A 23,996-nucleotide genomic window follows, 5' to 3' on the forward strand; every position below is an offset into this window, starting at 1 on the left:
ATTCTAGGTAGACGTTGAAGAGGATCAGTAGCATTGCAGCTCATCCCCAGAGAGCCGACGGCAGGTGTGAGTCGGTGATGAATGCAGGTGAACTCCCCTCTGAGTCGCGCGGTTGAATTTGAAGTAGACCGTGCCGTTTAGCCCGCGTTAAGGGTCTTGAGGGAGCGCTTGACAAGGCATGTCAGTCGCTAACTAGGGTGGTACCGCGAGAAACCAAGTCTCTCGTCCCTAGCGTATTCGCTAAGGATGAGGGGCTTTTTTGCATTTATGCAGTCCTGCGGCGAGGCTCGAGTTCTGTACAGGGGAATTCCCCCGTTACAGAATGTCTGATGAGCCAGCGGGTAGCTGTAACGGGTAAAACCCGTCTTACGCGACCCAGAACAGTCGCACCGAAGCAGCCCCGCGCGAGTTAACAGGGTTTTACCCCGTTACGGGGTGTTGATCGAGCTCGCATGAGAGCCGTAACGGGTAAAACCCGTCTTACGCGTCCCAGAACAGTCGCACCGAAGCAGCTCCGAGCGAGTTAACAGGGTTTTACCCCGTTACGGGGTGTCGAACGAGCTCGCATGAGAGCCGTAACGGGTTAAACCCGTCTTAGGCGCCCCAGAACAGTCGCATCGAAGCAGTCACGCGCGAGTTAACAGGGTTTTACCCCGTTACGAGGTGTCAAACGAGCTCAGATGAGAGCTGTAACGGGTAAAACCCGTCTTAGGCGCCCCAGAACAGTCGCACCGGAGCAGCCCCGCGCGAGTTAACAGGGTTTTACCCCGTTACGGGGTGTCAAACGAGCTCGCAGGAGAGCTGTAACGGGTAAAACCCGTCTTACGCGCCCCAGAACAGTCGCACCGAAGCAGTCTCGCGCGAGTTAACAGGGTTTTACCCCGTTACGGGGTGTCGAACGAGCTCACATGCAAGCTGTATGTACTGAGCAATAAGCTGATTATAGAAGTGTAATGGAGGAGTTTCACATGAGTACTGAAGAGAAACAACCAGTTGGATATCAACCGCTCACCATTGAGCCAAAATGGCAGAAGTACTGGGATGAGCATAAGACGTTCAAGACGACAGAACAGGAAGGCGCGCCAAAGTTCTACGCGCTTGATATGTTCCCTTACCCGTCTGGAGCAGGACTTCATGTCGGTCATCCAGAGGGTTACACAGCGACGGATATCGTGTCCAGATACAAGCGCATGCGCGGTTATAACGTGCTGCATCCAATGGGATGGGACGCGTTCGGTCTTCCAGCGGAGCAGTATGCGATAGATACAGGCAAGCACCCGCGCGAATTTACGATTGCTAACATCGACACCTTCCGTCGTCAGATCAAGTCGCTCGGCTTCTCTTACGATTGGGACCGCGAGATCAGTACGACTGACCCGGAATATTACAAATGGACGCAGTGGATCTTTATCCAGTTGTTCAATAAGGGCTTGGCGTATGTTGACGAAGTACCGGTGAACTGGTGCCCGGCGCTTGGAACCGTGCTTGCTAATGAGGAAGTTATCGACGGCTTGTCAGAACGCGGCAACCATCCGGTTATTCGCAAGCCGATGCGCCAATGGGTGCTGAAGATTACGGAATATGCTGAGCGTCTGCTGGAAGATCTGGATGAGCTGGATTGGCCAGAAAGCATTAAGGATATGCAGCGCCACTGGGTCGGCAAGTCAACGGGCGCAGAAGTGCGCTTCGCGATCGAAGGACACAGCGATGCGGAGGAACTCGTCGTCTTCACAACTCGTCCAGACACGCTCTTCGGCGCAACCTATTGCGTACTTGCTCCTGAGCATCAGCTGGTGGAGAAAATCACGTCTGCGGAGCAGCTTGATGCGGTTAAGGCTTACCGAGAGCAAGCGGCTCGCAAGAGCGATCTGGAGCGTACTGACTTGGCAAAAGACAAGTCAGGCGTGTTCACAGGCGCATATGCGATCAATCCGGTAAATGGCGTGAAGACACCGATCTGGATTGCGGATTATGTGCTTGCTGGCTACGGTACAGGCGCGATTATGGCGGTGCCAGGTCATGACCAACGCGACTGGGAATTCGCGAAGCAGTTTGAGCTGCCGATCATTGAAGTCGTATCCGGCGGCAATGTGAACGAAGAAGCTTATGATGGCGATGGAGAGCATGTAAACTCCGACTTCCTGAACGGTATGAACAACGAGGCTGCCATCGCGCGCATGATTGAATGGCTCCAAGAGAAGGGTGTCGGCCAAGGCAAGGTTACTTACCGTCTGCGTGACTGGCTGTTCAGTCGTCAACGCTATTGGGGCGAGCCGATTCCGATTCTGCATCTGGAAGATGGAACGATGAAGACAGTACCTGAATCCGAGCTGCCGCTTATGCTTCCGGATGTCGATCAGATCCGTCCATCCGGAACAGGCGAATCCCCGCTTGCCAATGTGAAGGAGTGGGTTGAAACCGTTGATCCGGAAACAGGCATGAAGGCGCGCCGTGAGACGAACACAATGCCGCAATGGGCGGGAAGCAGCTGGTACTACCTGCGTTATATCGATCCAACTAACAACGAGGAGATCTGCTCCAAAGAGCTGCAGGAGAAGTGGCTGCCGGTCGACTTGTATATTGGTGGAGTAGAGCATGCTGTGCTTCACCTGCTGTACGCACGTTTCTGGCACAAGGTGCTGTATGATATCGGAGTAGTGTCGACGAAGGAACCATTCCAAAAGCTCGTCAACCAAGGCATGATCTTGGGTACGAACAATGAGAAGATGTCGAAGTCGCGCGGCAACGTTATTAATCCGGATGACATTGTGTACACATATGGCGCAGATACGCTGCGTATGTACGAGATGTTCATGGGACCGCTTGAAGCAGTTAAGCCTTGGAACACAAACGGCGTAGAAGGCATGCACCGCTTCCTGAGCCGTGTATGGAGATTGTTCATTTCGGACGATCAAACTGTTTCAGCCAAGATCGTAGACGATGGCGGCGATGAAGACTTCATACGTACATGGCATAAGACAGTGAAAAAGGTTACTGAAGATCTGGAAGGTATGCGATTCAATACCGCGATCAGCCAGCTGATGATCTTCGTGAATGAAGCATATAAGAAAGACACACTCCCTCGTCAAGCGATGGAGAACTTCGTACAACTGCTGTCTCCTCTTGCTCCGCATATCACTGAAGAGCTGTGGGAGCGTCTGGGCCATCAAGAGACGATTACTTACGCCGCTTGGCCGACATATGATGAGAAATTGACAGTTGACGCTGAAATCGAGATTGTCGTGCAAGTAAACGGCAAGATCGTTGAACGCATCATGGTTGCAGCTGATGACAATGAAGCTGCTATGCAAGAAAAAGCAATGAGCCAAGCGAACGTTCAAGCCGCTATTAACGGCAAAACCGTCCGCAAAGTCATTGCTGTCAAAGGTCGTCTCATCAACATTGTGGTGGGTTAGCGCTCGTAGATTGCAATGGACCGTAGAATAGGGAATTAACTTTCTCAAGGTCCTCTTCATATTTAGCATGAGTTACCTGAATGAGCTGATGGAATACACCATCCAGCTTATTATCCAGCAAGCGCAGCGCCTCGGCGGTAATTCCGCCGGGGACGGCTACGCGCTGTTGCAGCTGTTCCAGCGACATGCTGCCTTCTGTCAGCAGCTTGCCTGTCCCCAATAGCATTTCACTTCCAAGCCGCGAGGCTTCTTCTCGATCGATGCCGATCATTTCTACCGCAGCATCTACCCATTTCTGCATAAAGAAAGCGATAAACGCCGGGCCGCAGCTCGATAAATCACTTGTCATACGTGTGTATTTTTCCGCAATATGAATCGGCCTACTGATAGGCTTTAACAACTGTTCGAGCATGAGACGGTCATTATCCTCTATTCGACTGCCATACATACATATTGATGCTCCGCTGCACACGTAGTTCGTGATGCTGGGAATAACTTTTGCAATCTTGCTCTTTAGACTATTTTCCAGATGCTCAATCAACACGGGGCTTGTAATCGATACGGTAATCATTTCAGGGCGATCGACGGGAATAAGCTCGTCTATGACGCGCTTAAATTCTAATGGCTTTACGCATATGAACAAGATATCGCAAGCAGATGCCACTTCCGATACAGTGGCACTTACCTGTAATCCTGGGTAGCGAGCAGCAAGATTGTGTGCTTTGCTGATTGTCCTATTGGTGATGGCAATCTGATCGGGCAGAAGCGCCCCAGATCGAATGAAGGATTCGATCAAGATCGTACCCATGCTCCCAGTTCCGACAAATCCTACCTTCATGGGTCTCCCTCCTTTGTTGAAATACTGTATTAAAGCTTTATAGCGTATCTTATGAAAATATTAAAATAGTGTGTCAAGCTCACGCTCAGATCATTAACCAACTATATGGTGAAAAGGTTGGCCAATATGCGTGTTTCCTATAAAGCATGACTTGAAGTGAAAATATGATGTTGGAGGGATAGGATGAAACGAAATCGGTATGGATCGAGCTCATTCCACTCATGGCTATTCGTTGCAGTAAGCGCATTAATTGGAGCAGGATTAATTGCAGTCGTATGGCTTCTGCCGCAGGAGCAGAGCGAAAGCGCTTGGCAGGATGTGAGTCAAGAAGTTCAAACGTTGCTTGAGCTTAAGGAAGGCGAGAAGATCTTCTCCTCTGAGACGTCCGTACAAAACAATAAAGATAGCACGTTAACTGAAAATAGTATGAACGCTCAGGGCTCCAATATATCATCGATAGAAGCCAATATTAAAACAGTTCCTGCATACGCTGATACGACATCAGAGAGTAAATCAGATAAGAAGACTGACGCGATCGTAGAACCGAATACGGAGACAAAAGCGGCTGATGGGGCAGCAGTTAAGCCGGAAGCTAGTCCTGACAGCAGCGATGTGTCCAAGATGAATATTAACGAAGCTACCGCTGAACAGCTGACTCAGCTGCCCGGAATAGGGCCGTCGAAAGCAAAAGCAATAATTGAGTATCGCGAGAAGAATGGAGCTTATAAGAAGCTGGAAGACTTGTTGGAAGTCAAAGGCATTGGACCGAAGGTGCTGGACAAGCTAAAACCATACATTCAAATCGAGGCTTGATGTTATACAATAGGTTGCACGCTTGCATGCGCCTGTTTACAATAGAAATAATAAGCTTCACCGCTTGCTGCAGAGCCTAGGAGCGAAGATGATAGGAGCAATGGTAGATGACAGATACGATTCGTAAAGATTGGGACACATACTTTATGGATATCGCTTATATGGTTTCAACTCGTTCGCAATGTTCGCGTCGGCATGTTGGAGCCGTGCTTGTGCAGGGCAAGAAACTGCTTGGTACAGCTTACAATGGAGCTCCGATGGGAGTGCCTGATTGCAGTGAAGCAGGCTGCATGATCGCTGAGCAGCTTGAGTTGGTCGTTCATCCGGACGGCAGAGAAGAGATGGTCAAGAAGCAGCGCTGTATCCGAACCATTCACGCGGAACAGAACCTGCTGCTGTTTACCGATCGGGCGGACCGTGAAGGCTCGATTGTATATGTGACGGATCAGCCATGCTGGACATGCGCTAATATGTTGGCGAACAGCGGTGTATCCGAGATTGTATTCCATCGCCTTTATCCGAAGGATAAAGATAAAGTGAGCGACATGATGGCTCAGAAAGGCATCGTATTCCGACAACTCGAACACTATCAGCCGCCTGCTGAAACCATGATGGAGACAATTAACTAATCTCTTACCTTGTCATTACTAATATAGGTTACGGAGGGAAGAACCTTTCGGACTGTTGCACGTTTATCGTGTGCGGTCTGAAGGGTTCTTTTTGGTTATGTGCATTTAAATGGAGAAAGGAGAGTGATAGTCGTGTTGAAACAGAGACCGATTGTAGCAGCCGCTTGCTGCTGGGTGATTGGGATATATCTTGCTGTGAGCATGCAAGTGGAGCATGCGCTCCTCATGATGCTGGGCATATTCGCATTCACGCCTCTTCTGCTGAAGCGTGGTCTAATCACAGTGCGGCTGGCGGTGGTGTACTTCTTGCTCATGGCAGCGGCATTATTCAGCTTCACTCTCTATGACAGTCAGCAGGTTACACATTTGCCAGCAGGCGTTAACACAATGGGGCAGGCTGTGACTGAGCAATCGGGTGAAGGAGACCCTCTGCTTCAAGGAACAGCAATCGGCAAGATTCATACGACGCCGGAGCGAGACGGAGATCGTGTACAGTTCCAGATGGAAGTGTACTCTTGGGACGCAGATAACAAAGTCCCTGTATCACTCAAAGAATCTGAGTTGGTGTTCGTCCAATTAAGGCTGTCGGCGGAGCGTGAACTGGAATTGCTGCCCGCTTGGCAGAAAGGGAGCCGTGTCCAGATTGCGGGAGAACTTGTGCAGCCGGCAGAGGCGACGAACTTCGGTGCCTTTAATTATCGTCAATTTTTAAAGACTAAGCATATATACTGGCTGCTGCAGGCTAAAGGCGCGAAGTCATTATCCTTGGTTAGCGAAGAAGATCAGTGGCGGATAAGTGAGTTGCCAAGCGGGATAATGAACCAATTAGAGCAGCTGCGGATTAAGGCGGCAGAAGTGTATCATAAACTATTTCCGCCTCATGAGAGCTCTTATTTGGAAGGGCTGGTGCTGGGTTTAAGAAGCGGGCTGGACCCGGAAATTGAGCAATCCTTTGCTCAATTAGGGCTTACTCATGTCTTAGCGATCTCTGGACTTCATGTAGGAGTGTTCACAGCCTCTTGTTTGCTGCTGCTGCGGCTGTTTCGGCTAACTCGAGAGACCGGCTTGACGATCGTGATCTGTCTGGTTCCGGTCTACGTTCTGTTCACAGGAGCTTCGCCATCTGTCATTCGCGCTGGAGTGATGGCGATGCTCGGTCTAATCGGCCTTCGGCAGGGCTGGCTGAAGGATGGGCTGCATCTGCTGTCAGCAGCACTGCTGCTCATGCTATGGTGGGAGCCTTATTATGCGCTTGATGTCAGCTTTCAGCTCTCATTTGCAGTAACTGCAGGGCTTATCATCGGTGTTCCGCCTGTTGTTCGTCTATTGCCTAACAAATGGCCAGTGTGGCTTCGATCTTCGCTAGCCGTAACGGTGACAGCACAGCTCGTGTCATTTCCGCTAACAATCTACTATTTTAACCAGATATCCAGCTTATCGCTAATAACTAACTTTGCCCTGGTCCCCTTTATCAGCTTCATCGTTCTGCCGCTTGCCAGCTTGATATTGCCGTTAACAATTGTATCAATCGATCTTGCCAAGCCTCTAGCGTGGCTCACGTCTCAGTGCAATGAATGGACCTTCTCGATAATTGATTGGCTGGCCCAGATTGAGGGGACGACGGTAATATGGCCTAAAGTACCGCTCTGGTGGATTCTGGCCTATTACTTCACTCTAGGTATGCTGCTTCTAGTAAGGCTTAGATGGGAGGAGGAAACGCGACTCAAGACAGCCGCTGCGAAGAATGATGATACAGCTCCGCTTGATGACTTCATGCTAGTGCCGTTAGGGAGCAAGCGGCGATGGGGCTTGAGAATCAGCGGGCTGCTAAGCTTGTTCGCGTGCTTGCTTCTGGTGGGATACAACTATGGCCAACCTGCGAACACGATCGTTTCCATCATTGATGTCGGGCAAGGGGACAGCACGCTTATTCGTACTGCCAGTGGACGCAATCTGCTGATTGATGGCGGAGGAACGATATCGTTCGCCAAGCCGGGAGATGAATGGAAGCAGAGACGTCAACCTTATGATGTAGGTGAAAACAGGCTTGTACCGCTGCTCAAACAGCGCGGCGTACGGCATCTGGACGCCGTAATTGTGACGCACGGGGATAACGATCACGCTGGAGGGTTGAGAGCTGTATTGCGATACATTCCTGTAGATCGGCTCGTGATGAATGGTACTTGGAAAGACTCGGCCGTGCTTGAGGAGCTGTATCAGATTGCGTTGAATAAGCAAATCCCGATCGTGAGCTGGAAGAAAGGTGATAACTGGCAGTTGGACGAGCGGATCCGATTGGACGTCTTATTCCCGATGCAGTCGGCATCAGCGGATACCAACAGCTTAGCATCAACGAGCCTGCCTGAGCTAAACAGTCAGAATGACGCCTCGCTCGTGCTCCTGCTGACCATTGAGCAGAATCAAGGGCAGAACCAGTCGTCCAGCCAAGCTATGTCTCATTCAGAGCCGATTACTATGCTGTTTACAGGGGATATTGGAATACCTGAGGAAAGAGCTATTCTTCAACTCGATCAAGCGAAGCTGAACATGGCGATGCTACCTAAGCAAATCCATATGCTTAAGGTAGCGCATCATGGCAGCAAGGCCTCGATCCAGCTGGAATGGGTGGAGAGGTGGAGACCTGTTGTGAGCACGATATCAGCTGGCCGCGGCAACCGTTACGGTCATCCAAGTCCTGATGTACTGAGACGATTGGAGCAGGCAGGAAGTCTGATTTATCGTACAGATCTCGATGGAGAGATACAATTCAAAGTTATGTCCAATAGGACAAAAGTAAGGGTTGCAGGGGGACATCTGAGTAGAACGGAGAGGTAGATTTGAAGACGGCTCGGAATCATGTTAGGATTGCACTGTGAGGGGTAGACAGCATTTATATAGAAAAAGTTAGCAAAATACTTTCTTGTGTTGACAATGAGACAAAGACATTGTTCATAACGTCTGATAAGATAGGGGGGTGGGCGCTGTCCAGCGTTCGCTCCTTTTTTGATAATATGGAAACAAACGGAACTATAATAGCTTTATTGGTTATTTACATTACCTATTAATGGCTTCAACCTACATAACAAACGAGAAATATCGCGAAAAAAATAAAATAGCTGCAACCATTTTCGGGTTTGACTCGTTAATGGATATGCAAGAGAGGGGGATCTTAGTGATAGAGTCAGAGCTCATCAGAGCCGCTCAATCCGGTGATCGCGAAGCGCTCATCACCCTTTTGCGAGAAATAGAACCGTATGTGTATCGTACAGCGTTCTATTTGCTGCACAATGAGCAAGATGCTATGGACGCGTCCCAAGAAGCATTGATTCGAATTTATACGAAGATTAATTCGTACGAGGAGAAAGCTCAATTCAAGACGTGGGTTCAGCGGATTGTCACCAATATCGCTATTGATAAATTCCGCCGAGCCAAACCAACCGTTTCAATTGATGAGCACAATCTCGTGTTTCATGGCAATGAAAGTGTAGAGAAAGAAGTATTTAATGCTTATGCGGCGCAAGATATCCATGAAGCGATTGGACAACTGCCTGAGCATCATCGCGCAGTTGTGGTATTGCGCTACTTGCAGGATTTTTCTTACAACGAGATTGCGGAGAGTCTTAATTTGCCGCTGAACACAGTTAAATCATACTTATTCCGCGCGCGTCAACAATTGCAAACGCTGCTACATGATTATGAGAAAGGTGGTGTGCGAGGATGAACTGTTCAGAGGTGATGGAACTGATACAAAGACAGATGGATCACGACCTGGACCAATCGGAACAAAGCCTGCTGACAGAACATTTACATTCTTGCTCCGCATGCACCGCAATGTTTGAACGACTCAAGTTGCTGAATGAGGGTTTAGAGCAGCTTCCAAAAGTAATGCCTAAGGTAAGCTTAGTTGATGCCATATTACCACAATTGGATGAGATTGATCGTTTGAACGCGCTGAACTCATCGGCAGATGGAAGCGCTAAGCAGGATGCAAGAGCAGATGTAACTGAACTGAAGCCGAATAACAGCACACATTCGAATGTTGAACAGTTCCCAGTTCAAGAGGATGTACGGCCAGTTGTTCGCAATCGTTGGTTCGATCGAATTAATTGGCGTACCGCAAGCGCGGTCGTCGCGGCAGGCCTTGTATTCGGTCTGTTTATGGTTAATTACGAAGGAGCGCAAGTGCAAGAGAGCGCTGATTTCCGAGAATTAAAGTCAGAGAACAAACAATCGGTGCAGGACAGTCGAATGATGGATACACAATCTAATCAAGCTGAGAAGCTGGATACGAATTCGGCGAAGCAAGAGAAAGCGGTGGAACCGCAGGTAGCTGCCGACGAGACTCCAGTTGCTGCAACTGTTGAAGCGGATGTGGGTCAGTCCACTGGCGGCTCTGAACCAGAGGTCAAGAAGTCCATCGCTCCTAATCAAGAGAACGAGAATGAGGTTCAAACGCCAGCTCCTGGAAACAACAAGACGAGCGATGAATCGCCGTCAGCTAAGACTACTAATGAACCTGAAGCCGTAGCTCATAAGGAGCAACAAAAAAAGAAGGACGCGGTTAAAGTGGAGGAGCAAGCCGATGATCCCGAAAATTCGCTAAACGGTCAGGGAACAACGGATGTCAAGACTAAGGGTGAGCAGGAAACAGGATTAGTCCCTAAAGGGATAACGTTTATGAATCATGTAGCTGCGTTTTCACCGGATCATGCCTTTGAGGTGATCTGGAAGGATCATGTTCTTACTTTGAACTCGGTTAATGGCAATAAGATTGCCGCTATTCAAAGTATACCGTGGACATATCAGCCGATTGAGCTGATATGGTCTGAAGACAGTACATTCGTTGTGGTTGTGACAACGGATAAAGATGGCAACAGGGTAGAAACGACCTTTGGAGTTAGTGACAAGGGTTTAGCACAGACTGCAGATCAGACAGTGGCTTCTTCCAAGTAAGATCTGTATGGATGATACCGAATCGATACTGCAATAAAAAGGCTCGTTGTGGATGCACACTTTTGAGCTCCGATACGTATAATTAAGTAGGATGAAATTTAAGATATCGTTACCGAATGTCGTGTAATCGCTGGCGCAGCGGACCTAGGCCGTTGTCGCTGACGTTTATCATAGATGTTGGGTACAAAGGGATTGTGTGATGAATGTCGCGCAGTCCCTTTGTTTTTGTATTGATCTTTGTTATGATGATGGACGGAAGGAGAGGAATTCGTGTGGATATGAAATCAGCAGCGAAAGCGATTAAGCAAGGCGATGTACGCCCTATATATGTGTTGTACGGCACGGAAAAGTATCGCATGAATGAGTTCGTGCAATATTTGATTAAGACGATTCTACCGGAGGAACATCGTGACTTGGCCATTATGAAAATGGACACCTCCGAATCGACGATCGATGTTGTAGTGGAGGAAGCGAACCTGCTGCCGTTTCTAGTCGAGCGCAAGCTGATCCTCGTTAAGGATCAGACGATCTTTGCCTCTGGCAAAGAGGGCAAGCTGGAGCATCGCGTGGATCGACTGCTCTCTTACATGGAGTCTCCTAATGAGACGAGCGTTCTCGTCTTTCTAGTACAGGCAGACAAGCTGGATGAACGCAAGAAGGTCGTGAAAGCTGTCAAAGCGGCGGACGCAGTGCTGTCATTCCAGCCGTTCAGTGCAGACGAGCTGATCCAATGGGTTAAGAAGCAGGCGGAAAGCTTGAACTCCCAAATTGACCATGCGGCTATTGAAGCGCTGCTGAATAGTGCGGGAACGCAGCTTCAGACCTTATCAGCGGAGCTGGAGAAGTTGAGCCTATATGTCGGCAATGGCGGTGTTATCGACGTTGAGACCGTGAACCAGCTTATAGCTAAAAATACGGAGCAGAACGTGTTTCAGTTAGTGGAGGATGTGATTCAACAGCGCGCGGATCGAGCAATCGGCACATTGCATGATCTCTTGAAGCAGAAGGAGGAGCCGATTAAGATTATCGCGCTGATCATCCGACAGCTGCGTATTATGCTGCAGGTTAAGGAGCTGACAGGTCAGAGCTTCAGCCAACAGCAGACGGCCTCCCAACTGGGACTTCATCCGTACGCGGTGAAGGTAGCGGCAGAACAGGGCAGGGGACATGATGCCGGCTCATTAGCCCAATGGCTGGCAGAAGCGGCAGAGCTGGATTATGAGATGAAGACAGGCAGGGTAGAGAAGACGCTCGGCTTGGAGCTGTTTATAATGCGGATTGCGGCAGGGTCGCCGCGCAATGAACAAAAAACAACCCGAAGGTAGACGCCATGGCGTATATCTTCGGGTTGCTTCGATTCAAGCTAAGTATGAAAGGCTTGCTTACGCTTGCGCAAGCAAAGCGTTCAATTTCGTTACCAAGCGAGATTTCTTACGAGCAGCTGCATTCTTATGAATCAAGCCTTTAGTTACGGCTTTGTCCAATTTTTTAGAAGCGAGCGCTACAGCTGCAGGAGCTGTTGCTACTTCATTGTTAGCCAAAGCTGCGTCAGCGGCTTTAACAGCTGTGCGAAGTGCTGATTTTTGAGAAGCGTTAAGCATACGACGCTTGTCGTTAGTCTTTACGCGTTTAATAGCGGATTTAATGTTTGGCATTGCTTTCACCTCCGTTGCATCGTAATGCGACTAGAGAATCAATTTCACAGACGGGTCCGATTGAAATGATTCACAACTTAAAGTAGTTTATCATGACAGCTAGTAAAAAGCAATACATCATATAGTCGCATAACTATAGAATTCCGAGTGCACAATAGGAAAGTGTGAATAATGGAAATACGGGAGGAATAAGGATGACAGCCGATCTTCAGCATTACTCCGTACGTACCGACTTGGCGCTCGAGGCTCGCGAGCTTGCTGAGCCTGATATGCAGACTGCGATTCCGGGTGTTGCAGAGCATACGGAGGAGAAGGATGGAATTAAGCTTACTAGCATTCATGTGCAGAATGAGGCAGGCTCAAGAGCGATCGGCCGCCAGCCCGGCAGATATGTAACGTTGGAAGTGCCAGGCTTGCGTCGCAAGGATTCTGATTTGCAGGATCGTGTCGCAACAAAGCTTGCTCAGGTGCTTGAAGCCTTCTTGATGGATATTGGTATTAAACCGTCAGATAAAATACTTATCGTCGGATTAGGCAATTGGAATGTAACACCGGATGCGCTGGGACCGCTAGTAGTAGAGAATATCATGGTGACAAGGCACTATTTTGAGCTCATGCCGGAGCAGGTAAGTCCCGGTTATCGTGAGGTAAGTGCAGTAGCGCCAGGCGTGTTAGGTATAACAGGCATCGAATCTAGCGAGATCGTACAGAGTATCGCGGAGAAAACAAAGCCTAATGCCATCATCGCGATTGACGCGCTCGCATCCAAGGCGCTCGAACGAGTGAATACGACGATTCAGATCGCTGACATCGGGATCCATCCTGGATCTGGCATCGGCAATAAGCGGCAAGGACTTACTCGTGAAATTTTAGGAATACCATGTATCGCGATCGGTGTACCGACGGTGTGCTACGCTTCTACGATTGTGAACAATGCGATTGAGATGATGAGCAACCATTTTAAACAAGAAACGGATAAGACACGCGATATATTAGGTATGCTCGATGAGATCGGGGAGAACGAACGACTTCAGCTCGTTAAAGAAGTGTTGGAGCCGCTAGGTCATGATCTGATCGTGACACCGAAGGAAGTTGATGAATTCGTTGAAGATATAGCGAATATTATCGCCAGCGGCTTGAACGCTGCGCTGCATGAAGCAGTCGATACGAGCAATGTATCGGCATATACGCATTAACGATAAGGGGCGGACTGATGTGTGATTCATGACCATTGGAACGGCCCTTTTTTGTCGATGAGCAGAGTACCTTGTCTTTAAGATTTGTACATGAAGATGATCTTTCATATACAAAATTGGTTCTATCATTTCCATTGTCCTCATAGATTCTAGTAACAGCATGCTTATGAAAGTGTGATGTGATAGATTCTATTCCTGAAGCGCTCAACATCAGGTAAGGGGGACGATTCGATGAAATCTACTTTTCGCACTATTAATATTGCCAGATGGAAGCATAAATGGGCAAAGCTATTAACAGCCGGCCGAACCTTCCTGTGGATGACGGTGACTACGGCTATTTTCATTATCGTGATTAGCATCGGCGGAATCGTAGGGCAGCAGCTGCAGACTTCACCAGCGTCTGCAATGAAAGGGCTAGCCTCGCATCTGTCGGCGCAGTGGTTTGTACAGCTGCTGGCGTTAGAATTACCGACGATGAAAGTCGAAGACGGCGAAGAAATCTCGATAACTAAGCGCGATGTGGCAAACATGCTGTTCCGCCTAGTGACGAATGTGAATCCGTCGGATCCGAAAACGATGCTCGCGGGTGAGCTTCCAGGCGCGGCATCCGATTCTTCGGTGCTGCTGCGCTCAGGAAGCGGTAATCTGAATTCTTCAGGCCCTGCTGACTTTACACCGCTTCCGGGAGATGAAGACCGAGATCATGGCGGCGTTCCGGATTCGAAAGATCTGACTCCGGTTAACGAAGGGTTTGAACTGGTTGACCCGAATTCGGGCAGACAGCCCAATGATGCTTCCCCAAGTGACAACAAGTTGAATAAGGTCGTATATATCTATCATTCTCACAATCGCGAGTCTTGGAATCCAGAAATAGATAAGAAGTCTACTAATCCGAATGATGCCAAGGACAACATTACGAAGGTGGGCAAACATTTGCAGGAGCAGCTCGAAAAGCGCGGGATCGGAGCGGTACATTCCGATAAGGATTATGCATCCTCCGTTAAGGGCTATTCATGGAACTTCTCTTATAAGTATTCTGGTGAGAGCGTAAAAGAGGCGATGAACAAAAATGATGACCTTCAATTCTTCTTTGACATTCATCGCGACGCTGCCAGACGGAAGAATTCAACGGTCACGATAAATGGCAAGGATTATGCAAAGGTGTTCTTTATCATCGGACAGCTTAATCCGAACTGGAAGCAGAATGAAAAGTTCGCGGCATCTCTCCATAATGAGCTAGAAAAGCGATATCCGGGCATTTCCAGAGGGATATATGGCAAGAATGCTTCTACAGGCAATGGAGAGTACAACCAATCATTATCGCCAAACAGCGTAGTTGTTGAGATTGGCGGGGTCGACAATACCTTAGAAGAAAGCTATCGAACCGCAGAGGTTCTATCCGAGCTGATTGCGGATCTGGTGCATGAGAAGCAGGGCGTGCAGCCAGTAAACCAGCCTAAGCAGGAACAGGACTTGTCGAACGTGGAAAGCGGCTCTGTTCAGAGGCAAACATCGAAAACGCGTGGATAGCTTGATCATATGCTGCTGCAGAGGCGGCGAGGAGGTTGTGATACGATGAAGCGACTAGCTCCGAAAATGATGGCGTTCGTTATCATTCTGATGGTTGGTGTATTTGTGGGGATAGAGTGGACTCAGTCAGGTATTGAGCGCGTATACGGTCCGATGGATGCGGATGCTGCCGGCAAACGAATAGATAATCGTGTGGATTCGGTGAATGCAGCGAAGGAATTGAATGATCAGAAGCAGGGTACAGCAGACCGTACGCGTCCGGAAGAAATCTGGATTGATGTTGACCGTCAACAGGTGCGTTACGTGCCGGCTGACGATGACACTGTTCCGCAGCAGGAGCATACAGTCGAACCTCCGATTACGCTTGGCCTGCAGCCAGTCGAAGATGCCCCGGTTAATCAATTGGCAGACAAGGCGGCTGGTATGCTTTCGCAGCTGTCGGAAGCGGGAATGAAAGCGGTTGTTGGTTTGTTTAGCGGGCTATTTTAATACATATTCACGGGGCACATCATTAGAATTATGCAGTGGTGTGTCCTTGCCATTGCTGGCGGGAGCTATTTTCGGTATAATAGATAAATTGAATATTGGCTCAGTAGTGGGGGTATGAATTACGAATGACAGAACTGCTGTCGCGACAGAAGAAGATTCGCAACTTTTGCATCATTGCACATATTGACCATGGTAAATCAACGTTAGCCGATCGTATATTGGAGTATACTGGTGCGCTGTCTAATCGAGAAATGCAAGCTCAAGTGCTTGACACGATGGACCTGGAACGTGAGAGAGGTATTACCATTAAGCTTCAAGCCGTTCGCTTGAACTATAAGGCGGATGACGGTGAAGAGTATATCTTGAACCTGATTGATACACCGGGGCACGTCGATTTCACGTATGAGGTATCTCGAAGCTTGGCTGCGTGCGAAGGAGCCTTGCTCGTAGTGGATGCTGCCCAAGGGATTGAAGCGCAAACCTTGGCGAACGTTTATCTGGCATTGGATAACAATCTTGAGATTATCCCGGTTATCAACAAGATCGACCTGCCGAGCGCAGATCCGGATCGAGTCAAGCAGGAAGTTGAGGATGTTATCGGCTTGGATACGTCTGATGCAGTGCTTGCTTCGGCTAAGGCTGGAATAGGAATACATGAAATACTGGAGCAAGTCGTACAGAAGGTGCCTTCGCCTACTGGGACTCCGGATCAACCTCTCAAAGCGCTTATCTTCGATTCTCATTACGATCCTTACAAGGGTGTAATCGTATACGTACGCGTTGTGGATGGATCGATTCGCGCCGGCAGCAAGATTAAGATGATGGGCACGAACAAGACGTTTGAGGTTATTGAAGTCGGAGCATTTATGCCTCGCATGACAATGGTCGACCAATTGAATGTCGGGGATGTCGGCTTTATCGTAGCAGGTATTAAAAATGTTGGCGATACACGTGTCGGTGATACGGTTACAGATGCGAAGAATCCGACACTTGAACCGCTGCCGGGTTATCGTAAGATCAACCCGATGGTATTCTGCGGTCTGTATCCGATCGAGACATCGGACTATAATGACCTGCGTGAGGCGCTAGAGAAGTTGCAGTTGAACGACGCTTCTCTTACGTTTGAACCAGAAACATCGACAGCGCTTGGCTTCGGCTTCCGCTGCGGATTCTTGGGTCTGCTTCACATGGAGATCATCCAGGAGCGCATTGAGCGTGAATTCAACATTCCGTTGATCACAACGGCGCCAAGCGTTATTTATCGCGTCACCTTGACGAATGGGGAAACGATTCAGATCGATAATCCGTCCAACTATCCGGAACAGGGTAAGCTTGAATATGTGGAAGAGCCATTCGTTAAAGCTTCAATCATCGTGCCAAATGACTTCGTAGGCGCGATCATGGAGCTGTGTCAGAATAAACGGGGCGAGTTTGTAGATATGCAGTATCTGGATACGACTCGCGTTACGATTACGTATCAGGTTCCATTGTCCGAGATTGTCTATGACTTCTTCGACCAACTGAAATCGAGCACGAAGGGCTATGCCTCTTTCGACTACGAGCTGAGCGGCTACCGCCGTTCCAACCTCGTGAAGATGGATATCCTGCTGAACGGCGAACAGGTAGATGCGCTGTCCGTTATCGTGCATCGCGACCGTGCCTTCTATCGCGGCAGAGCGATCTGCGAGAAGCTTCGCGAGCTTATTCCTCGTCAGATGTTTGAGGTGCCGATACAAGCTTCGATCGGGACAAAGGTTATCTCCCGCGAAACGGTTAAAGCCATGCGCAAGAACGTTCTTGCCAAGTGTTACGGCGGTGACATCTCGCGTAAACGGAAGCTGCTCGAGAAGCAAAAGGAAGGTAAGAAGCGCATGAAGCAGGTCGGAAGCGTAGAGATTCCGCAAGAAGCCTTCATGGCTGTCTTGAAGATAGACGATACCAAATAAGCTAATGTGAATGGGGGCTGATGCCCCCATTTCCTGCTTGTATGAGTGAGAATGACTTTCATCAACTTCCATCACAGTTCATCTCAGAAGAAGGAGGGATAAGCGTGACGTTACAGCGAGCACCGCGCGCGGTATATATTCATATTCCGTTCTGCACCAATAAATGCTTCTACTGCGACTTCAACTCCTATGTGTTGAAGGGACAGCCAGTTATGGATTATTTGCATGCGCTGAATCAGGAAATGGCGGATACGGTGAAGCTGCATCCTCCAGGAACAATTGACACCATCTTCGTAGGCGGCGGTACACCGACCGTGTTGAAGCCGGATGAGATGGCATACTTTCTCGAAACCGTCCGCAAGCATTTCCCTGACTGGAGCGAAACGATTGAATTCAGCATGGAAGCTAATCCGGGGACGACAGATGCAGAGAAGCTGCGAGTGATGCGTGACGGAGGCGTCAACCGAATCAGCTTCGGGGTGCAATCATTCAATAACGATCTCCTTCAGGGCATAGGTCGTATTCACAATACGGATGATGTTTATCGCAGCATTGATAATGCGCGGCAGGTAGGCTTCAGCAACATGTCCATTGACCTCATGTTCGGTTTGCCTAAACAGACGCTGGCGATGATGGAGCATAGCCTCGATAAAGCGCTGGAGCTTGATCTGCCTCATTATTCGATATACAGCTTGAAGGTGGAAGAGAATACGCTGTTCCACACGATGTATCATCGCAACGAGCTGCCGCTGCCGAGCGAGGATGAAGAGCTGGATATGTATCTGCTCATTATGGAGCGAATGAAGGCTGCCGGCTACGTGCAATACGAGATCAGCAACTTTGCTAAGCCGGGCTTCGAAAGCCGTCATAATAAGACGTACTGGCGCAATGAGGATTATTATGGCCTCGGTGCGGGGGCGCATGGCTATGTTCAGCGCCATCGTCATATTAACGTAAAAGGTGTGAATCCTTACATTAATGCATGCAGTGAAGGATTGCCGAGAATAGACGCCTCTCAGGTGGATGAAGCTGAAGCTATGGAAGACTTCATGATGCTGGGCTTGCGTATGCAGCAGGGGGTCAGCCGTGAAGGCTTCATACGACAGTTCGACGGCAAGAAGCCGGAAGAGCTGTTTGCTGTGCAGCTGAACAAGCTGCTTGACGATAAGCTGATTGAGGAAACCGCAGATGGCTATCGTCTAACTGAACGGGGCATTCTGTTTGGCAACAATGTGTTTGGCAGCTTCATCGGAGCTTTATCTTCAAGCCCTGAATCGGAGCAGGTTAAGTAATACACACAACTTCATCTTGTACGACAACCCCTAGAGGAGCCGAAGCGCTGAATATAGCGTATCGGCTCTTTCTCTTGTTAAAGCACGATACTCGCAAGCCGTGGATGGCGACAAGAACATTTTTCTATTTGTCTATTGCAAAACTATACGGTCTGATGTATATTCATTCATATTATATTGTACCAATTTAAACCATAACAGCTGGGGCGGGGGGCAGAATGATGCAGACCAGATGCAGAAAAGCGACTGAGGATGATATTGAGTCTTTATTTGAATTAATACAAAACTATGCGGAACAGTCCATTATGCTCCCGCGAACGCGTGAGATGCTGTTGGATCAGCTAGAACATTTCATCGTGGCTGAGCAGGATGGACAATTAATCGGCTGTGGCTCTCTTTGCCATCTGGGGACGGATCTCGTAGAGATTCGCTCATTAGGCATTTCGCCGGAATATAAAGGTCAGGGCATCGGCACACTCATCATTGATGAATTACTTGAATTAGCGCGTGAGCGCAAGGTTCCGCGTTTAATGGCCTTAACGTATGCGGTAGGCTTTTTTGAGAAGAATGGCTTTGAAGTCGTTGAGAAGGAGATCTTCCCAGAGAAGGTGTGGAAGGATTGCGTATACTGCAATAAACGTCACGCTTGTGACGAGATAGCTGTGCTTAAAGTACTGAACTCTTGAATATGGGCTCCCCTCATAGGTCATGTCCATGACGAAAGGAAGCCCTATTTCATATAAGATGCGGTCTTATTCTTGATCCACTGAATGAGAGATCTTGTCCTTGTAAGGATCAAAATACACATGTCCGTTTGAGCTTTTTACCGCATAGTTAACATCTTCAACAGACAGGCCTTGCTTCTTGACCTGCTTGAGCAGCCAGTCTTTGTCGATATGGTTCGCTTGCAGATTGTCTTCAATGATTACACCGTCCATAATCAGCTCGATCGGAAACACCTGCTTCGTATTGCTCGGCAAGTTCAGATCTTTACGTGTTACAGGGAGGAATTCCTGCTTCCGTAGTACTGAGACTTTTCCGTTCAGCTCCAGCACGGCATACTCAACTTCCTCGATGTTGAATATGTTTTTCTCTCTCAGCTCTTGGTTTAACGTATCTAGCGTAAACTTCAGCTTGCGCATGTTGTTCTCTAGAATCTTTCCTTCTTGGATAAGGATAGTGGGCTGACCAGAGACCCATTTGCGAATAGGTCTGCTGCTCATGGCTAAGCGCATTAATACATATGCAATTCCACTAAATACAATTAAAGCAAGCAGCAGCTGCCACATGCTCATTTTTATATTAAAAGCGAGGTTTCCGGTTATAGCGCCCAGTGTAATGGCAGCCACGAAGTCGTGATAGGTCATTTGTGTGATGGTCGCTTTGCCAAGTAATCGAGTGATGACCATCATCACGCCAAATGCCAGTATAGATCTTAACGCGATCTCAATAATAGGGTTCAGCTGTCATCATCCTAATCCGGTACTTGTATTGAAATTTATAATTTATCTATTGCCATGTTTAACATCGTATAACCCTTCTTATCGCTTGAATTGAATCGGTGGCAGCACGCATCAGAACTAGATTCAGACAAGGACTTTGCTACGTGAAAATGAAAGAAATGCGAAAATTTCAGCAAACGGTAGCGTTACGATGAAATAGAGATGCATAAAGTACCGAACTGACTTGACAATCATCTCGTCCGTTTGGTATTTTTGTATTACTGGTTAGCACTCGTTTGAGATGAGTGCTAATGATCTTCGAAATGATGGTTGCCCCGTAGCTTGCTGATGAGCAGTTAGGGCGCAGCCTGTTTATATCGTTACATTAGCGTTTTGACAAATGGGCACTGCGATTAGCATAGGGAAAGTTACTTATCAGAGGAGGGATGCACATGTTGACGGAGCGCCAACGACTTATATTGACAGCGATTATAGATGATTATATCAGCTCTGCTGAACCTGTAGGCTCGAGAACGATCTCCAAGCGGGGAGATGTAGGCTTCAGTCCTGCTACGATCCGCAACGAGATGGCGGATTTGGAAGAGCTCGGATATTTGGAACAGCCGCACACGTCGGCAGGCCGCATTCCTTCTCAGAAGGGTTACCGTTACTATGTAGATCATCTGGTTCGCCTGGACAATTTGTCAGCTGAAGAAGTGAAGCGACTCAAATCGATGTTTGCGGAAAAAATAACAGCTATGGAGCAGGTTGTCCAGCATACGTCCAGTGTGTTGGCGCAGTTGACGAACTATACCTCAATTGCGCTTGGACCAGAGATGTTCAACACGTCGCTGCGCCATTTTCAGCTGCTGCCGCTCGATGAGAATACAGCAGTAGCGATTATCGTGACGAGCACGGGCCATGTGGAGAATAAGACGGTTCCCATTCCGCCGGGTGTTTCTGCGAGTGAGCTGGAAAAGGTCGTCAACATCTTGAATGCAAAGCTCACAGGTATTCCGCTCATTCAGCTGCGTGCGCAGCTCTACACAGAGGTTGGGCAGGAATTATCGAAGTATGTGGCACATGCACAAGAGATGGTTGCCTTCATTGAGAATATAATGAGCGGTGATGAAGATCATCGTGAAATATATTTGAGCGGAACGACAAACATGCTGTCTCAGCCGGAATTCAAGGATGTCGATAAGATTAAGACGATATGGGACCTTCTGGAAGAGACGCCAACCTTGATTAAGGTGATGGGGGAAGCGTCGACAGGTGTGCAAGTGCGCATTGGCAATGAAAATACTCATGAAGCAATCGCAAACTGCAGCTTGATTACCGCGACCTATTCGTTTGACGGTACGCCGCTCGGCACGATCGGACTGTTGGGTCCGACAAGAATGGACTATGCGAAGGTCATGAATATGATGCATCATGTATCCGCGCAGTTAGCGGCTTATCTACAGCGATGGCATAAGTAGCGTGAAGGGTTAAGCCGAAAGGCTAAGTTCTAATGAAGGAGGGGCGTCGCCATGTCTCAAAGTGTGAATAGTTGGCAAGAAAGCGATGAGCGGTTTGCGACGCTCCAGAATAATGCGCAAGCGGTGCGCGCGCTCTGTTCCGCGGTGGAAGGCACCTTGGGGCCGAAGGGTCTTGATGTGATGCTGGTAGGACCGCAGGGCGACGTCGTGATTACGAATGACGGCGTGACGATCCTGGATATGATGGACGTCAGTCATCCCATCGCGCGGCTTGTCATTCAAGTGGCGCGGGCGCAGCAGCAGGAGATTGGCGATGGAACGACGACCGCTACTGTAATAGCTGGCGCGCTTGTACAAGCCGGGTTGGATCAGGTGCTGCGCGGCGTGCCTGCGGCTAAGGTAGTTGCGGGCATTATGCAGGGCGTAGATGAGGCGAGAGCTAGGCTGCAGGAGCGGGCCGAACAGCTCGAAGGCTGGGACGACCCTCGGCTGCGTCAAGTTGTACATATAGCTGGCAGAGAACAGATTGATATCGTGCAGCTTGTGCTTGAAGCCGGACGCGCGGTGGGTTGGGCTCGTATGCTGGATCCGAGCTATCGATTTGCGGAATCTATCGTGGCTCATGAGAAGGCAAGCAACGAATGGTTCGAAGGACTGCTGCTTAAGCAGATGCCTCTGCATCGCGAGTGGCTGTCTGAACGCGGAAGCTGCCGTGTGCTCGTACTCCAGGATGCACTGGAGCCCGAGCAATTGGATGAGCAGATTCTAACGACGGAAGCGGGCTTCCAGCGCTACATGCTGCTGCGTGAGAGCTTTATCGGCCACTTGGATGTGCTGAAGGAGCTGAACGTCGGCTTGATCGTGCTCGAGCGAGGCATACATCCCGACGCGGAACAATTCTGTCTCGACCATGATATGATGGTCGTACAGCGTGTAAGCCGCGAGGATGTCAAGCGCGTGGCGCGCATGACAGGGGCGCGGCCGCTCAAGCGCGCGGCGCTGGCGAAGCCGCCCGCCGCGCTCGCCGAGATGCTCGGCAGCGCCGCCGGCGTGCGCTACGACGAGCGCCTCGAGCGCGTGCGGCTGTACGCGCCGCCGTACGCGAGCGGCTCCGCGCAGCGCGGCGACTCCAACAAGCAGGTGACCCTGCTTGTTGGGGCCAGCACGCGCGAAGTCGTCGGCGAGCGCGCGCGCATCGCGGGCGACGCGGCGGCAGCGCTGCAAGCCGCCATTCGCGGCGGCGTGCTGCCGGGCGGCGGCTCCGCCGAGCTCGCCGTAGCGTATGCGCTCGAGCGCGTGCGCGATACGGTGCGCGGCATGGAGGCGTTCGGCATCGCGGCGGTAGCCGAGGCGCTGCGCAAGCCGATGGCGCAGATGGTGCTGAACGCCGGCTTCAACCCGCTGGAGAAGCTCGAGGAAGCGCGTTCCGCCATGATCCAGTCGGGCTCCGACTCGATCGGCATCAATTGCGACAGCGGCGGCTTAATGGATATGCGGAATGCCGGAATCATGGATCCGGCGCAGGTCAAGCTGCATGCCTTGGCCGCCGCAGGCGAAGTGGCTGCGGCTGTGCTTCGCATCCACACTGTGATCAAGATGAGAGAAGATGTATGAAGATGTGAATAAGCATCTATTCATATAGATCAATACGATCGTTAACCACTTAGGGGAGGTGAAGAAGTTTGAAATCAGAACAACAAGATATCCAGACCAACGAAGCTGTGAATGAAGAGACTCCAATCATGGAAGAAGTGATCACAGAGGATCAACCAGCTGGTGAAGCACATGTTGATGCTGCTGGAGCCGAACTCGATGCTGCGAAAGCATTGGCCGATGAGAACTACCAACGCTATTTGCGCGTTCAAGCGGACTTTGATAATTTCCGCCGCCGCACGATGAAGGAGAAGGAAGATCTCGCGAAGTATGCATCCACGAAGCTTGTAACCGAGCTTGTACCCGTGCTGGATAACTTTGAACGCGCATTAGCGGCAGACGTGGCGGAAGGCGATCTAGGGTCATTTGCCAAGGGTGTCGATATGATATATCGCCAGTTCCAGCAAGTAATGGAGCAAGAAGGTGTGACCGCGATGAACGCTGTCGGTCAGCCATTTAACCCAGAGTTCCACCAAGCGATTATGCAGGTGGAATGTGATGAGTATGAAGAAGGCTTCGTGGTAGAGGAAGTGCAGAAGGGTTATATGTTGAAGGACCGCGTTCTGCGTCCGGCCATGGTTAAAGTAAGTATGTAACAAGCAAGCGTAACAGATTGAGAATCTATCCCTAACATATAATATGTTGAAGAATTAAGGAGGCTCT

General features: G+C 49.5%; 19 protein-coding genes and 1 other annotated feature. Of the genes, 16 read left to right on the forward strand and 3 right to left on the reverse strand.

What is annotated here, in order from left to right; translation table 11 throughout:
- The first annotated feature begins 5 nt into the window (after positions 1-5).
- Positions 6-233, forward strand: a binding site (T-box leader).
- Between the two features lie 735 nt (positions 234-968).
- Positions 969-3,416: a leucine--tRNA ligase gene (gene leuS, locus AC3WTP_RS02960; RefSeq protein WP_492393093.1), complete on the forward strand. Its 2,448-nt coding sequence runs from the start codon at positions 969-971 to the stop codon at positions 3,414-3,416.
- On the opposite strand, the gene comER is transcribed toward leuS, so the two are convergent.
- A complete protein-coding gene (gene comER, locus AC3WTP_RS02965) occupies positions 3,397-4,254 on the reverse strand; it encodes a late competence protein ComER (RefSeq protein ID WP_492393094.1) in 858 nt (285 codons plus the stop codon). The genes leuS and comER overlap by 20 nt on opposite strands.
- A 183-nt stretch (positions 4,255-4,437) precedes the next feature.
- Here comER and AC3WTP_RS02970 point away from each other — a divergent pair, with 183 nt between their 5' ends.
- The 6 genes from AC3WTP_RS02970 to holA all read left to right on the forward strand — a co-directional run bounded on the left by AC3WTP_RS02970 (position 4,438) and on the right by holA (position 11,974).
- Positions 4,438-5,067: a ComEA family DNA-binding protein gene (locus AC3WTP_RS02970; RefSeq protein ID WP_492393095.1), complete on the forward strand. Its 630-nt coding sequence runs from the start codon at positions 4,438-4,440 to the stop codon at positions 5,065-5,067.
- Between the two features lie 107 nt (positions 5,068-5,174).
- Entirely contained in the window at positions 5,175-5,696 is a 522-nt protein-coding gene (locus tag AC3WTP_RS02975; protein WP_458568607.1) for a deoxycytidylate deaminase, read from the forward strand.
- A gap of 132 nt (positions 5,697-5,828) precedes the next feature.
- A complete protein-coding gene (locus AC3WTP_RS02980; protein WP_492393096.1) occupies positions 5,829-8,531 on the forward strand; it encodes a DNA internalization-related competence protein ComEC/Rec2 in 2,703 nt (900 codons plus the stop codon).
- A gap of 337 nt (positions 8,532-8,868) precedes the next feature.
- The gene (locus AC3WTP_RS02985) at positions 8,869-9,417 is read left to right on the forward strand and encodes an RNA polymerase sigma factor (protein WP_492393097.1); all 549 of its coding nucleotides are present in this window, start codon (positions 8,869-8,871) and stop codon (positions 9,415-9,417) included.
- The gene (locus tag AC3WTP_RS02990; protein WP_492393098.1) at positions 9,414-10,649 is read left to right on the forward strand and encodes an anti-sigma factor family protein; all 1,236 of its coding nucleotides are present in this window, start codon (positions 9,414-9,416) and stop codon (positions 10,647-10,649) included. Before AC3WTP_RS02985 ends, AC3WTP_RS02990 begins: the two co-directional genes overlap by 4 nt.
- A 272-nt stretch (positions 10,650-10,921) precedes the next feature.
- Positions 10,922-11,974: a DNA polymerase III subunit delta gene (holA, locus tag AC3WTP_RS02995; RefSeq protein ID WP_492393099.1), complete on the forward strand. Its 1,053-nt coding sequence runs from the start codon at positions 10,922-10,924 to the stop codon at positions 11,972-11,974.
- Between the two features lie 57 nt (positions 11,975-12,031).
- Here the strand turns inward: holA and rpsT are convergent, their stop codons facing one another.
- Entirely contained in the window at positions 12,032-12,304 is a 273-nt protein-coding gene (gene rpsT / locus AC3WTP_RS03000; protein WP_458568612.1) for a 30S ribosomal protein S20, read from the reverse strand.
- Between the two features lie 194 nt (positions 12,305-12,498).
- Between rpsT and gpr the strand changes: the two genes are divergently transcribed.
- The 6 genes from gpr to AC3WTP_RS03030 all read left to right on the forward strand — a co-directional run bounded on the left by gpr (position 12,499) and on the right by AC3WTP_RS03030 (position 19,443).
- Complete coding sequence (gene gpr, locus AC3WTP_RS03005; protein WP_492393100.1) at positions 12,499-13,500, forward strand: GPR endopeptidase; 1,002 nt, start codon at positions 12,499-12,501, stop codon at positions 13,498-13,500.
- 231 nt (positions 13,501-13,731) lie between these two features.
- Positions 13,732-15,030, forward strand: a complete 1,299-nt coding sequence (gene spoIIP, locus AC3WTP_RS03010) for a stage II sporulation protein P (protein ID WP_492393101.1) — start codon at positions 13,732-13,734, stop codon at positions 15,028-15,030.
- Between the two features lie 45 nt (positions 15,031-15,075).
- Positions 15,076-15,519 carry a hypothetical protein gene (locus AC3WTP_RS03015; protein ID WP_492393102.1) on the forward strand — a complete coding sequence of 148 codons (444 nt, stop codon included), beginning with the start codon at positions 15,076-15,078 and terminating at the stop codon, positions 15,517-15,519.
- Between the two features lie 125 nt (positions 15,520-15,644).
- Complete coding sequence (lepA, locus tag AC3WTP_RS03020) at positions 15,645-17,465, forward strand: translation elongation factor 4 (protein ID WP_492393103.1); 1,821 nt, start codon at positions 15,645-15,647, stop codon at positions 17,463-17,465.
- Positions 17,466-17,506: 41 nt separating this feature from the next.
- Complete coding sequence (gene hemW / locus AC3WTP_RS03025; protein ID WP_492393329.1) at positions 17,507-18,757, forward strand: radical SAM family heme chaperone HemW; 1,251 nt, start codon at positions 17,507-17,509, stop codon at positions 18,755-18,757.
- 221 nt (positions 18,758-18,978) lie between these two features.
- Positions 18,979-19,443, forward strand: a complete 465-nt coding sequence (locus AC3WTP_RS03030) for an N-acetyltransferase (protein ID WP_492393330.1) — start codon at positions 18,979-18,981, stop codon at positions 19,441-19,443.
- A 66-nt stretch (positions 19,444-19,509) separates the two neighbouring features.
- Here AC3WTP_RS03030 and AC3WTP_RS03035 read toward each other — a convergent pair whose 3' ends face one another.
- Entirely contained in the window at positions 19,510-20,220 is a 711-nt protein-coding gene (locus AC3WTP_RS03035) for a DUF421 domain-containing protein (protein ID WP_492393331.1), read from the reverse strand.
- Positions 20,221-20,651: 431 nt separating this feature from the next.
- On the opposite strand from AC3WTP_RS03035, the gene hrcA reads away from it, so the two are divergent.
- From hrcA to grpE, 3 genes are all read left to right on the forward strand, one after another.
- On the forward strand, positions 20,652-21,680 hold the full coding sequence (hrcA, locus tag AC3WTP_RS03040; RefSeq protein WP_492393104.1) for a heat-inducible transcriptional repressor HrcA: 1,029 nt from the start codon (positions 20,652-20,654) through the stop codon (positions 21,678-21,680).
- A 51-nt stretch (positions 21,681-21,731) separates the two neighbouring features.
- On the forward strand, positions 21,732-23,294 hold the full coding sequence (locus AC3WTP_RS03045) for a TCP-1/cpn60 chaperonin family protein (RefSeq protein ID WP_492393105.1): 1,563 nt from the start codon (positions 21,732-21,734) through the stop codon (positions 23,292-23,294).
- A gap of 68 nt (positions 23,295-23,362) precedes the next feature.
- Positions 23,363-23,929 carry a nucleotide exchange factor GrpE gene (gene grpE, locus AC3WTP_RS03050; protein ID WP_492393106.1) on the forward strand — a complete coding sequence of 189 codons (567 nt, stop codon included), beginning with the start codon at positions 23,363-23,365 and terminating at the stop codon, positions 23,927-23,929.
- Positions 23,930-23,996 lie beyond the last annotated feature (67 nt).

The sequence above is a fragment of the Paenibacillus sp. EB106-04-04-XG159 genome (genome assembly GCF_058791835.1).